This is a genomic window from Stenotrophomonas sp. 107298_Sma, from assembly GCF_056480345.1.
The window spans coordinates 3,050,978-3,064,177 of sequence record NZ_CM151094.1; the positions used below are offsets into that span (position 1 = coordinate 3,050,978).

Annotated in this window: 8 protein-coding genes; 5 read left to right on the top strand and 3 right to left on the bottom strand. The window is 64.9% G+C overall.

Annotated elements, in window-relative coordinates:
- Positions 1 to 15: 15 nt before the first annotated feature.
- Positions 16 to 3,189 carry a multidrug efflux RND transporter permease subunit gene (locus ACZK2G_RS14380; protein ID WP_046982642.1) on the top strand — a complete coding sequence of 1,058 codons (3,174 nt, stop codon included), beginning with the start codon at positions 16 to 18 and terminating at the stop codon, positions 3,187 to 3,189.
- A 153-nt stretch (positions 3,190 to 3,342) separates the two neighbouring features.
- On the opposite strand, the gene ACZK2G_RS14385 is transcribed toward ACZK2G_RS14380, so the two are convergent.
- Positions 3,343 to 3,630 (bottom strand): hypothetical protein, encoded by a 288-nt coding sequence (locus ACZK2G_RS14385; RefSeq protein WP_223495653.1) that lies wholly within the window; start codon positions 3,628 to 3,630, stop codon positions 3,343 to 3,345.
- Between the two features lie 145 nt (positions 3,631 to 3,775).
- Positions 3,776 to 4,924 carry an acyl-CoA dehydrogenase family protein gene (locus ACZK2G_RS14390; protein WP_046982644.1) on the bottom strand — a complete coding sequence of 383 codons (1,149 nt, stop codon included), beginning with the start codon at positions 4,922 to 4,924 and terminating at the stop codon, positions 3,776 to 3,778.
- Between the two features lie 152 nt (positions 4,925 to 5,076).
- Between ACZK2G_RS14390 and ACZK2G_RS14395 the strand changes: the two genes are divergently transcribed.
- The 4 genes from ACZK2G_RS14395 to ACZK2G_RS14410 all read left to right on the top strand — a co-directional run bounded on the left by ACZK2G_RS14395 (position 5,077) and on the right by ACZK2G_RS14410 (position 11,113).
- Entirely contained in the window at positions 5,077 to 6,006 is a 930-nt protein-coding gene (locus ACZK2G_RS14395; protein WP_006376775.1) for an ArsR/SmtB family transcription factor, read from the top strand.
- A gap of 10 nt (positions 6,007 to 6,016) precedes the next feature.
- Entirely contained in the window at positions 6,017 to 7,108 is a 1,092-nt protein-coding gene (locus ACZK2G_RS14400; RefSeq protein ID WP_478473675.1) for a homocysteine S-methyltransferase family protein, read from the top strand.
- Positions 7,109 to 7,165: 57 nt separating this feature from the next.
- On the top strand, positions 7,166 to 9,850 hold the full coding sequence (gene metH / locus ACZK2G_RS14405; RefSeq protein WP_428709348.1) for a methionine synthase: 2,685 nt from the start codon (positions 7,166 to 7,168) through the stop codon (positions 9,848 to 9,850).
- A gap of 78 nt (positions 9,851 to 9,928) precedes the next feature.
- On the top strand, positions 9,929 to 11,113 hold the full coding sequence (locus tag ACZK2G_RS14410; RefSeq protein ID WP_478473677.1) for an MFS transporter: 1,185 nt from the start codon (positions 9,929 to 9,931) through the stop codon (positions 11,111 to 11,113).
- A 12-nt stretch (positions 11,114 to 11,125) separates the two neighbouring features.
- Here the strand turns inward: ACZK2G_RS14410 and ACZK2G_RS14415 are convergent, their stop codons facing one another.
- Complete coding sequence (locus ACZK2G_RS14415; RefSeq protein ID WP_295381468.1) at positions 11,126 to 13,198, bottom strand: acyltransferase family protein; 2,073 nt, start codon at positions 13,196 to 13,198, stop codon at positions 11,126 to 11,128.
- Positions 13,199 to 13,200: the final 2 nt, after the last annotated feature.

A 13,200-nucleotide genomic window follows, 5' to 3' on the forward strand; every position in this document is an offset into this window, starting at 1 on the left:
CGGGAACCTTCCGTCATGCCTAAATTTTTCATCGAACATCCAGTCTTCGCCTGGGTGGTTGCGATCCTGATCTCGCTCAGCGGCGTGATCGCGATCCTCAACCTCGGCGTCGAGTCCTATCCCAACATCGCCCCGCCGCAGGTGACCGTCTCGGCCACTTACCCGGGCGCCAGCGCGGATACCACCGAAAAATCGGTCACCCAGGTGATCGAGCAGCAGCTGACCGGTATCGATCACCTGCTGTACTTCAGCTCCTCGTCCGCATCGAACGGCCGTGCCTCGATCACCCTCACCTTCGAGACCGGTACCGATCCGGACATCGCCCAGGTGCAGGTGCAGAACAAGGTGTCGCTGGCCACGCCACGCCTGCCTTCGGAAGTGACCCAGCAGGGCGTGGTGGTGGCCAAGGCCAACGCCGGCTTCCTGATGGTCATCGCACTGCAGTCCGATACGCCGACCATCAACCGTGATGCGCTGAACGACATCGTCGGTTCGCGCGTGCTCGACCAGGTCTCGCGTATTCCGGGCGTCGGCAGCACCCAGCAGTTCGGTTCCGAGTACGCCATGAACATCTGGCTCAACCCGGAAAAGATGCAGGGCTACGGCCTGTCGGCCAGCCAGGTGCTGGCTGCGGTGCGCGCGCAGAACGTGCAGTTCGCTGCCGGTGCGCTGGGTTCGGACCCGTCGCCGGAAGGCCAGCACTTCACCGCGACCGTCTCGGCCGAGGGCCGCTTCAGCTCGCCGCAGGAGTTCGAGGACATCATCCTGCGGGCCAATCCTGACGGCTCGCGCGTCCTGCTGAAGGACATCGCCCGCGTTGCCTTCGGCGCCAACAACTACGGCTTCGATACCCAGTACAACGGCAAGCCGACCGGTGCCTTCGCGATCCAGCTGCTGCCGGGCGCCAACGCCCTGAACGTGGCCGATGCGGTGCGCGCCAAGATGGACGAGCTGCAGCCCAGCTTCCCATCCGGCGTGACCTGGTTCTCGCCGTACGACAGCACCACCTTCGTCAAGATCTCGATCCAGGAAGTGGTCAAGACCCTGTTCGAAGCGGTGTTGCTGGTGTTCCTGGTGATGCTGATCTTCCTGCAGAACTTCCGCGCCACGCTGATCCCGACCCTGGTCATCCCGGTGGCCCTGCTCGGTACCTTCCTGGGCATGTGGATGATCGGTTTCACGATCAATCAGTTGACCCTGTTCGCGATGGTGCTGGCGATCGGCATCGTGGTCGATGACGCGATCGTGGTGATCGAGAACGTCGAGCGCATCATGACCGAGGAAGGCCTGGCGCCGAAGCCGGCCACGCAGAAGGCGATGACCCAGATCACCGGCGCGGTGGTGGCGATCACCGTCGTGCTGGCCGCGGTGTTCATCCCGTCTGCCCTTCAGGGCGGTGCCGCCGGCGAGATCTACAAGCAGTTCGCGCTGACCATCGCCATCTCGATGGCGTTCTCGGCGTTCCTCGCGCTGGGCTTCACCCCGGCGTTGTGCGCGACGTTCCTCAAGCCGACGCACAACGACAATCCGAACATCATCTACCGCACCTTCAACAAGTACTACGACAAGATCAGCCACACCTATGTGGGCCACATCACCTCGGCGGTGCGTCACGCGCCGCGCTGGATGATCCTTTTCGTGGTGCTGACCGCACTGTGCGGCTTCCTGTTCACCCGCATGCCGGGCAGCTTCCTGCCCGAAGAAGACCAGGGCTATGCGCTGGCGATCGTGCAGCTGCCGCCGGGTTCGACCAAGGGCCAGACCAACGAAGTGTTCGCGCAGATGCGTGGCGTGCTGGAAAAGCAGGATGGCTATGAAGGCATGCTGCAGGTGGCCGGCTTCAGCTTCGTCGGTTCCGGCGAGAACGTGGGCATGGGCTTCATCCGCCTGAAGCCGTGGGAGGAACGCAAGTTCACCGCGCCGGAGTTCATCCAGAACATGAACGGCGCGTTCTACGGCATCAAGGAAGCGCAGATCTTCGTGGTCAACCTGCCCACCGTGCAGGGTCTGGGCCAGTTCGGCGGCTTCGACATGTGGCTCCAGGACCGCAGCGGTGCCGGCTACGAGCAGCTGACCCAGGCGCGCAACATCCTGCTCGGCCAGGCTGCGCAGAAGCCGGACCATCTGGTCGGCGTGCGCCCGAACGGCCTGGAAAACGCCCCGCAGCTGCAGCTGCATGTCGACCGCGTGCAGGCGCAGTCGATGGGCATGTCGGTGTCGGACGTGTACAGCACCATCCAGCTGATGCTGGCCCCGGTGTACGTCAACGACTTCTTCTACGAAGGCCGCATCAAGCGCGTGACCATGCAGGCCGATGGCCCGTACCGCACCGGCCAGGAGTCGCTGAAGAGCTTCTACAGCCCGTCCAGCCTGGTCAAGAACGCCGATGGCACCAACTCGATGATCCCGCTCAACACGGTGGTCAAGTCCGAGTGGGTCTCGGCACCGCCGTCGCTGAGCCGCTACAACGGCTACTCGGCGATCAACATCGTCGGCTCGCAGGCCCCGGGTACCAGCTCGGGTGAGGCAATGCAGACCATGGAGGCGATCGTCGCCGACGACCTGCCGGCCGGCTTCGGCTATGACTGGTCGGGCATGTCCTACCAGGAAATCCTGGCCGGCAATGCCGCAACCCTGCTGCTGGTGCTGTCCATCGTGGTGGTGTTCCTGTGCCTGGCCGCGCTGTATGAAAGCTGGTCGATTCCGGTAGCGGTGCTGCTGGTGGTTCCGCTTGGCGTGCTGGGTGCATTGGGCCTGTCGATGCTGCGTGGCCTGCCCAACGACCTGTTCTTCAAGATTGGCCTGATCACCGTGATCGGCCTGGCCGCGAAGAATGCGATCCTGATCGTCGAGTTCGCGGTGGAGCAACGTGCCGCAGGCAAGAACCTGCGCGATGCCACCATCGAGGCCGCCCGCCTGCGCTTCCGCCCGATCCTGATGACCTCGTTCGCGTTCATCATGGGCGTGATCCCGATGGCGATCTCCAGCGGTGCCGGCGCCAACTCCCGCCACGCCATCGGCACCGGCGTGATCGGCGGCATGCTGTTCGCCACCCTGCTCGGCCTGCTGATGATCCCGGTGTTCTTCGTGGTCGTGCGCCGCATGCTGGGCGACAAGCTGGATGAACCCTCCAAGGAGTTCATGGAGCGCCAGCGCGACGCGGAAACCGCACACCGCCCGGATCGTTGATCCGACGGTGAGGTGAAATGAAAAGGCCCCGGAGCGATCCGGGGCCTTTTTCTTTGCTGCTTTTGAATCCATGCCAACCAAGGTTGGCATCTACCAAAGCAGCGGCATGCCCGGTAGCCGCCAACCTTGGTTGGCGCTCTCCAAGGCGACGTGTCAGCGCAGCAGCGCGATCACGGCGCACACCGCCACGAGAACCAGCGCGGCCCATTGCATGGGCACGAAGAAGAAATGATGGGGTGCGGCCTCACCCTTATGCCGTGGCGCACGGTTGAGCCACAGGCCCAGCAGCACGTTCACTGCCGCACCGATGCCACCACCCAGCAGCACCTGCTGCAGCGGGATGTTGCCCTTGGGGCCGTCGTGCGGGAAGAAGTACGCCAGCAACAGGATGCCTGCGATCGGCGTCACCAGCGTCATGAAGCCCCAGCCGCGGTAGATCATGCGGTATCTCCAGAAAAACGATCCGCATTGGAGCAGCATGAATCCTGGCAGGCAAGAGGCGGGCACGCCATCTGGACACAACGCCATCCACGCATGGCGTGGATCTACTGCCGCGCCGCCATTGCAGCGGCGCGGCACGGGAAAATCAGCGCAGCCCGGTCTCGTTACGGGCGATCACCAGGCGCTGGATCTCCGAGGTGCCTTCGTAGATCTCGGTGATCTTGGCATCACGGAAGTAGCGCTCCAGCGGCATTTCCTTGGAGTAGCCCATGCCGCCGTGGATCTGCACGGCCTGGTGGGTGATCCACATCGCCGCTTCCGAAGCGGTCAGCTTGGCAATGGCCGCTTCATTGCTGAAGCGCTTGCCTTGCCCCTTCACCCACGCCGCGCGCAGGGTCAGCAGCAGCGCTGCGTCCAGCTTGCACTTCATGTCGGCGATCTTGGCCTGGGTCATCTGGAAGGTGCCGATTGCGGCGCCGAATGCCTTGCGCTCCTTCACATACTCGATCGTCGCTTCATAGGCGGCGCGGGCGATGCCGATGGCCTGCGAAGCAATGCCGATGCGGCCAGCATCGAGCACGCCCATGGCGATCTTGAAGCCCTCGCCTTCCTGGCCCAGCACGTCTTCGGCCTGTGCCACGTAATCGTTGAACTCGATCTCGCAGGTCGCCGATGCGCGGATGCCCAGCTTCGGCTCGGTCTTGCCGCGCCCGAAGCCCGCCTTGTCAGTATCGATCATGAACGCAGTGATGCCGCGCGCGCCCTTGTCAGGCTCGCTCATCGCAAACAACACAATGTACTTGGCTACCGGGCCGGAGGTGATCCAGCTCTTCTTGCCGTTGATGACGAAGGTTCCGTCGGCCTGCTTGACCGCGCGGCAGCGCATGGCAGTGGCGTCGGACCCGGACTGCGGCTCGGTCAGCGCGAACGCGCCAATGGCTTCACCCTCGGCGATGGCACGCACGTACTTCTGCTTCTGCGCTTCATTGCCGTGGGTGAGGATGCCGTTGCAGAACAGCGAATTGTTGACCGACATGATGGTCGAATGCGCAGCATCACCGGCGGCGACCTCCACCATCGCCAGCACGTACGCAATCGGGTCCATGCCCGCGCCGCCATACTCGGCCGGCACTTCGATACCCATCAGGCCGTTCTCGCCCAGCAGGCGGATGTTGTCCAACGGGAATTCGCCGGTGCGGTCATGGTGCTCCGCGCTGGGGGCGATCTTCTCCTGCGCGATGCGCCGCGCCACGTCCTGCAGCATCAACTGCTCTTCAGTAAAGCTGAAATCCACAACACCCTCCCGGGTACATGATGATGTGGGCCGCACACGGCGCGCCCAGGTGCCCAGATTGTAACGGGGCCGAGCGCTTCCGTACGCCAGCGACTTGACCGCGACAGGCAACCTCAGCGAATATATCTCTATATCGCGATAGGTAGATATTTATGGATCTGGAAGACTGGTCGACACGCCTGAAGGTGTTCGCCGATGCCACCCGCGTGCGCCTGCTGGCGCTGCTGGAGCAGGAGGAGCTGACCGTGGCCGAACTGTCGGCGATCACCCGGCTGGCGCAGCCGCGCGTGTCCACCCACTTGGCGCGCCTGAAGGAAGCTGGCCTGGTCCGCGACCGCCGTGCCGGCGTGTCGGCCTACTACCGCTTCGATGAGGCCCAGCTGGACCCGGCGCAGCGCGCATTGTGGCATGCCTTGAGCAACGGAAGCGACGACCCGCTGCTGCGCCAGGATGCTGAACGGGTTGCCGCCGTGCTGGCCCACCGTGCTTCCGACCAGAACTGGGCCGACAGCGTGGCCGGCGACATGGAGCGCCACTACTCCCCGGGTCGTACCTGGGAAGCGCTTGCACGCACTGCGCTGCCGCTGCTGGAAACCGGTGACGTGCTCGATATCGCCTCCGGTGACGGCGTGCTGGCCGAACTCGTGGCCCCGCATGCCAAGCGCTACATCTGCATCGACACCAGTGCGCGCGTGGTTGCCGCCGCCAGCGAACGCCTGCGCCGCCTGCCCAACGTGGAAGTGCGCGAAGGCGACATGCATGCCCTGCCGTTCAAGGACCGCAGCTTTGACCTGGTGGTGCTGATGCACGCGCTGACCTATGCCAGCAAGCCGGCGCAGGCGGTAACCGAAGCCGCGCGCGTGCTGCGCCCCGGTGGCCGCCTGCTGCTGTGCAGCCTGGCCCGGCACGAACACAAGGCCGCGGTGGAGGCCTACGGCCACGTCAACCTCGGTTTCAGCGACAAGGAACTGCGCAAGTTCGTCGACAAGGCCGGCCTGCAGGTGTCGAGCCTGGAGACCGTCACCCGCGAGAAGCGCCCGCCGCACTTCGAAGTGATTTCGCTGATCGCCAACAAGCCATGAGCCCGAGACCATGCCCACCCTGCCCTGGTTGCATCCCGATCGCGCCAACGCCCTGCTCGATGCCCTGCGCGAGCGGATCCTGATCATCGACGGCGCGATGGGCACGATGATCCAGCGCCATGGGCTGCAGGAGGACGACTATCGAGGCGAGCGCTTCGCCGGTGGCTTCGACCACGCCCATGGCCCCGGCTGCGACCACGCAGTGCCGGAAGGCCACGACCTGAAGGGCAACAACGATCTGCTGCTGCTGACCCGGCCGCAGATCATCGCCGACATCCACACCGCGTACCTGGACGCTGGCGCCGACCTGGTGGAGACCAATACCTTCAATGCCACCTCGGTCAGCCAGGCCGACTACCACCTCGAACACCTCGTGTACGAATTGAACAAAGCTGGGGCGGCAGTCGCACGCGCCTGCTGCGATGCCGTGGCCGCGACCACGCCGGGCAAGCCGCGCTTTGTCATCGGCGTGCTCGGCCCGACCAGCCGCACCGCCTCGATCAGCCCCGACGTGAATGATCCCGGCTTCCGCAACACCAGCTTCGACGAGTTGCGCGGCACCTACCGCGAGGCCATCGACGGCCTGATCGACGGTGGTGCAGATACCATCATGGTCGAGACCATCTTCGACACGCTCAATGCCAAGGCCGCCCTGTATGCCGTGGAGGAAGCTTTCGATGCACGTGGTGCGCGGCTGCCGGTGATGATCTCCGGCACCATCACCGATGCATCGGGACGCACCCTGTCCGGGCAGACCGCCGAGGCCTTCCATGCCTCATTGGCGCATGCGCGGCCGCTGTCGATCGGCCTGAACTGCGCGCTGGGCGCCGATGCGATGCGCCCGCATGTGGAAACCCTGTCGCAGGTGTCGGACTGCCATGTCAGTGCGCATCCCAATGCAGGCCTGCCCAACGCGTTCGGCGAGTACGACGAAACACCTGAAGAAATGGCCAAGACCCTGCGCGGCTTCGCCGAGGATGGGCTGTTGAACCTGGTCGGCGGCTGCTGCGGCTCCACGCCCGATCACATCCGCGCCATCGCGCAGGCGGTGGCCGGGCTGCCGCCGCGCGTCCTGCCCGGCGCGCAGGAACAGGCCGCATGAACGTCGCCGCCATCGTCCCGCACTTTCCGTCCTATTGCTGTTGAGCCGCCGCCAACCATGACGCCTGTCCGCCCTACACGCCTGTCCGGCCTGGAACCACTGGTCATCACCCCGGACCTGCTGTTCATCAATGTCGGTGAGCGCACCAACGTCACCGGCAGTGCGCAGTTCCGCAAGCTGATCAAGGAAGGTCGCTACGAAGAGGCGGTGGACGTGGCCCGCCAGCAGGTGGCCAGCGGCGCGCAGATTCTCGACGTCAACATGGACGAGGGCCTGATCGATTCGGAAGCGGCGATGACACGCTACCTCAACCTGATCATGTCCGAACCGGACATCGCGCGTATTCCGGTGATGGTCGACTCGTCGAAGTGGAGCGTGATCGAGGCCGGCCTGAAGTGCCTGCAGGGCAAGAGCGTGGTCAATTCGATCTCGCTGAAGGAAGGCGAAACGCTGTTCCGCGAACATGCACGCAAGGTGCTGCGCTATGGCGCGGCCGCGGTGGTGATGGCCTTCGACGAGGCCGGCCAGGCCGATACCTGCGCGCGCAAGGTCGAGATCTGCACCCGCGCCTACCGCCTGCTGGTCGACGAGATCGGTTTCCCGCCGCAGGACATCATCTTCGACCCGAACATCTTCGCTGTCGCCACCGGCATCGAAGAGCACGACAACTATGCGGTGGACTTCATCGAAGCTACCCGCATCATCAAGCAGACCCTTCCGCACTGCCATGTATCCGGCGGCGTTTCCAACGTCTCGTTCTCGTTCCGTGGCAACGAGACCGTGCGCCAGGCGATCCACTCGGTGTTCCTGTACCACGCCATCGCTGCCGGCATGGACATGGGCATCGTCAACGCCGGCGCCATGCCGATCTACGACGAGCTGGAGCCGGAACTGCGCGAACGCGTCGAGGATGTGATCCTCAATCGCCGCAGCGACGCCACCGAGCGACTGCTGGAGATTGCCGAACGCTACAAGGGCAAGAAGGGCGCGGCGAAGACCGAGGACCTGGCCTGGCGCGAGAAGCCGGTCGCGCAGCGCCTGGCACATGCACTGGTGCACGGCCTGGACGCCTGGGTCGAAGAAGACACCGAGCTGGCACGGCAGGCATCGAGCCGCCCGCTGGACGTAATCGAAGGTCCGTTGATGGATGGCATGAACGTAGTCGGCGATCTGTTCGGCGCCGGCAAGATGTTCCTGCCGCAGGTGGTCAAGTCCGCGCGGGTGATGAAGAAGGCGGTGGCCTACCTGCTGCCTTACATCGAAGCTGAAAAGGCGCGCAGCGGCGATACCGCCAAGAGCAACGGCCGCATCATCATGGCCACGGTGAAGGGCGATGTGCACGACATCGGCAAGAACATCGTGGGCGTGGTCCTGGCCTGCAACAACTTCGAGGTGGTGGATCTGGGGGTGATGGTGCCGGCGCAGAAGATCCTCGACGCCGCGCGCGAGCACAATGCCGATCTGATCGGCCTGTCCGGGCTGATCACTCCGTCGCTGGAGGAGATGAGCCACGTCGCCCGCGAGATGCAGCGCCAGGGCTTCGATCTGCCGCTGCTGATCGGCGGCGCCACCACGTCGCGCGCGCATACCGCGCTGAAGATCGACCCGCACTATCACGCGCCCACGGTATGGGTGAAGGACGCCTCACGAGCGGTTGGCGTTGCCCAGTCGTTGATCTCACGCGACCTGCGCGCGGCCTTCGTCGCGGCCAACGAAGCCGACTATGCCGAGATCCGCGCACGTCACCGCAACCGTGGTGATGCCAAGCGACTGGTTTCGCTGGAACACGCTCGTGGGCAGAAGTTCCAGGGCGGCTGGGACAGCTATGTACCGCCGGCTCCGAACCAGCCCGGCCTGCATGTGTTCGACGATTACCCGCTGGCCGAACTGGTGCCCTACATCGACTGGACACCTTTCTTCCAGGCCTGGGAACTGGCCGGCAAGTATCCCGCCATCCTCACCGACGAAATCGTCGGCGCGCAGGCCAGCGATCTGTACAAGGATGCCCGAGTGATGCTCGACCGCATCGTTGGCGAGAAGTGGCTCACCGCCAAGGCCGTGTTCGGCCTGTGGCCGGCCAACAGCGTCGGCGACGACGTGCGCGTACAACACCCGCAAGGCGAGACCACCCTGCACTTCCTGCGCCAGCAGGTGGACAAGCCCGCCGAGCGCCCGGACTTCTGCCTCGCCGATTTCATCGCACCGGCCGACAGTGGCCGCCAGGACTGGATCGGTGCATTCGCTGTCACCGCCGGCATCGGCATCGATGCGCACGTGGCCCGGTTCGAGGCCGACCACGACGACTACAACGCGATCCTGCTGAAGGCCCTCGCCGATCGCTTCGCCGAAGCGCTGGCCGAGCGCCTGCACCAGCGCGTGCGTACCGATTTCTGGGGCTACGACCATGCCGAGACACTGGACAACGAGGCGCTGATCGACGAGCAGTACAGCGGCATCCGCCCGGCTCCCGGCTACCCGGCCTGCCCGGAGCACAGCGAGAAGCGCCGGCTGTTCGACCTTCTGCAAGCAGAAGCCAACGCCGGCATGGAGCTGACCGAAAGCTTCGCGATGCTGCCGACCGCGGCGGTGTCGGGCTATTACTTCAGCCATCCGCAGAGCCAGTACTTCGTGGTCGGGCGCCTCGGCCGCGAGCAGGTGGGCGATTACGCTCGGCGCAAGGGCGTGGATCGCGCCCAGGCCGAACGCTGGCTGGCCTCCAACCTCGACTACGATCCGGAATGATCCGGTAGCACCGGGCCATACCCGGCGTCATCTCCTGTCCCCCGGGCATGGCCCGGCGCTACCGTGCATTATTCTGCGATGACCGTTCCCGTTGCCCGCCTCTCCAGCTTCTACCTGTTCTACTACGCGGCGCTCGGTGCGTTCACTCCGTACTGGAGCCTGTTCCTGACGGCGCGCGGCATGAGCGTCACCGCCATCAGCGTGATGATGGGCCTGTGGTATGCCACCCGCGTGGTCGCCCCCAGCATGTGGACCACCCTGGCCGCAGCCTCACCACGACCGATCCGCCTGCTGCGGCTGGGGTGCGTGCTGGCGCTGATCAGTTTCACCGCCTTCCTGCTGCCGCTGCCACAGCCATGGATGTACCCGGCGATGGTCGTGTTCTGCTTCTTCTACAACGCGGTGATGCCGCAGTTTGAGTCGATCACCCTCACTCACCTCGGCGGCGACAGCCATCGCTACGGCCTGATCCGGGTCTGGGGCTCGCTCGGCTTCATCGCCATCGTGACCCTGTTCGGCTGGTTGATCGAGGGCGGTGGCAGCGGCAACCGCGCCGCGCTGCTGCCGTGGCTGATGCTGCCGTTGTTTGTGTTGATGGTGGCCTCGGCCTTCAGCAACCACTATGCACGTGACATCAGCAAGGCCGACGGCGATGCCACTGGCTTCTGGCAGATCGTGCGCCGGCCACCAGTGCTCGCGTTCTTCCTGGCCGCGTTCATGGAGCAGCTGTCGTTCGGCCCGTACTACACGTTCTTCTCGGTCTACATGGACCACCACGGCTATCGCACCTCCACCCTCGGCCTGCTGTGGACCATCGGCGTGGTGTTCGAGGTAGGCGTGTTCTTCACCATCGGCCGCTTCTTCCGCCGCTACGACGCCAGCTGGATGCTGCTGATCGCGCTGGTCAGCTCCTGCCTGCGCTGGGCGGCGACCGCGTTGTTCCCGCAGAACCTGCCGGTGATGCTGGTGGCGCAGAGCGCCCATGCGCTCGGCTTTGCTGCCTTCTTCGCGGCAGCGATGCAGATGCTGGCGACCTATTTCCCCGGCCGCCTCAATGGCCATGGCCAGGGCCTGCTGTACGGATTCTCGTCCGGTGTCGGCGGCGTGCTGGGCGCGCTCATCGCCGGGCAGCTGTGGAAGATCGACGATGGCCGCACTGCATTCCTGGCCGGCAGTGCTTTCGCCCTGATCGGTGCCCTGCTGTGCTTCTTCGCATTGAGCCTGCCGCTGATCCGCGCGAGACGGCGGCGTCGCGCGCACTGACCATGCGCCAGGTCAGCGCTGCTGCAGAGCCTGCTGCAACGAAGGCAGCAACACACGGTTGCCGTGAGCGCTGAGATGATCACCATCGAAGAACAACGGTCGACCATCGCGCTGTGCTGGACATAGCACGTCATCGCACAGCACCGGCATCGGGTCCCACAGCACGCCGCCCGGCAGGCCATCGACCACTTGCCGCAGGCTGCCCAGCATCGGCGCACGCAGCGTTTCCATCGCCTCGCGCGTGCTGTCCAAGCCATTGCGGCAGATCTCGTTGCGCGCATTGAAGCGATCCGAACAGCGATACGGCGGCGCCGGCAACACCGGCTTGGGCGCCTCCAGCACAATACGTACACCGCGCTCGGCCAGCGGCTTCCACTGGGTGATCGCCTCTGCCACTTCGGCCTCACGTCCAGCAGCGGCTTCCGGGGTCAGCTCGCCTGCCAGCTGCGCCTGCGCATCGAACAACACGAACTGATCGGACAAGCGCGGTATCCGCAGCGACACCAGCACCACGGCATCACCTGGCTGCGCTCGCTGCGTGACGTCAGCGAGCATCGCTGCGTCGAAATCACTGCAACCGGCACCCGCGCCGCGCCACTTCTGCAGGCTCACCTGCGGGCATCCACCTCGCCCATAGAGGACGACCTCCGAGCCGGCCTCAAGCGCCACCCGCTGCAGCAGCTCGATGTAAGCCATCGCATGCGAATCACCGGCAACAAAGACCCGCTTTGGCGCGCCGGCCGACAGCGGCCGTTCGCAGGCGCCACGGGCATAGGTCCGCATGCTGCCACCTGCGAAGCGCTGCTTGTCCGTCACCAATGCACAATGAGGATAGTCGCCTGACACGCTCTTGCCGTTGGGATACCAGTCGGCCGGATGCCGGCTGACCGTGCTCAGTGATATCCGCGATGCCTGCAGGTACAGCAGCGTCTGGGTGCCGGCCGCGACCATCAGAATGGCCGCGCCTGCCAGCACCCAACGACCTGGGCGCACGCGTTGCGCCAATGTGCCGCGGAACGGTTGCTCCACCCAGCGCCACGACAACCATGACAGCAGCAATACCAGCGCCATCGCCGTGGTCATCTGCAAGGGGGTCTGCAGGCCTACGGTCCAGCGCATCAGCACGAATACCGGCCAGTGCCACAGGTACAGTGAGTACGAGAGCAGGCCGATGTAGCGCATCGGCTTGCTGGCCAGCAGGCGTGCCACCCAGGACCGCGGATGATGATGGAGCGCCCACAGCAGGCCTGCCGCAGCGAAGGTCGGCAGCAGGCCGTCAGGCCACGGCGAACGTCCGGCCCGTGCGGTCCACAACGCCCAACACAGCAGGGCAAGCGCCACCATCGCAAGCAGCGAGAATACGGGGGCGGCGCGCTTCAGTGCAGCCGTCGTCACTGGATCCTGTGGCTGGCGAACATGCAGCACCTGGAACAACAGTACGCCAACACCCAACTGCCACAGCCGCGTACTGGTGGCGTAGAACGCCCACGATGGAGGTGTCTCGCGCAGGCCCAGCACCGCCGCATGCAGCAGCGACGCCACGCTGACCACGGCAAACAAGCCCAGGCTCATCCAACGCCCGCGCGCGCCGCGTGCCCAGGCGAGGAACAGCAGCGGGAACAGCAGGTAGAACTGCTCTTCCACGCCCAGCGACCAGGTATGGGTGTAGGGATTGAATTCGGCCTTGGGCGCGAAATAATCGTTGCCGATCAGCGCCAGTACCCAGTTGCTGAAGCCGAAGAACGCCATCAGCCCGGTCTTGTCACTGGCCTCGCTGAGCCAGGACTCGGGAATGAACAGCACGCTGGCAACGGCGGTCAGCAGCAGGCAGCTGATCAGCGCAGGTGCGATGCGGCGGATACGGCGCGAATAGAAGCGCAGCATCGATTGCCACAGCGACAACGGTGGCAGCCGGTGCACCGACGCGCTGACCACGAAACCGGAGATGACGAAGAACACATCTACGCCAGTAAACCCGCCCGGCAACCAGGCCGGGTCCAGGTGGAACACGATGACGGCCAGCACGGCAATCGCGCGCAGACCGTCAATGTGCGGCACGTAGCCACGGATTGGTTCAGCGGTCATCC

Coding starts and splice junctions, on each gene's coding strand:
- ACZK2G_RS14380 (WP_046982642.1), top strand. CDS start 16: ATGCCTAAATTTTTCATCGAACATCCAGTCTTCGCCTGGGTGGTTGCG.
- ACZK2G_RS14385 (WP_223495653.1), bottom strand. CDS start 3,630: ATGATCTACCGCGGCTGGGGCTTCATGACGCTGGTGACGCCGATCGCA.
- ACZK2G_RS14395 (WP_006376775.1), top strand. CDS start 5,077: ATGGATCTGGAAGACTGGTCGACACGCCTGAAGGTGTTCGCCGATGCC.
- ACZK2G_RS14400 (WP_478473675.1), top strand. CDS start 6,017: ATGCCCACCCTGCCCTGGTTGCATCCCGATCGCGCCAACGCCCTGCTC.
- metH (WP_428709348.1), top strand. CDS start 7,166: ATGACGCCTGTCCGCCCTACACGCCTGTCCGGCCTGGAACCACTGGTC.
- ACZK2G_RS14410 (WP_478473677.1), top strand. CDS start 9,929: ATGACCGTTCCCGTTGCCCGCCTCTCCAGCTTCTACCTGTTCTACTAC.
- ACZK2G_RS14415 (WP_295381468.1), bottom strand. CDS start 13,198: ATGACCGCTGAACCAATCCGTGGCTACGTGCCGCACATTGACGGTCTG.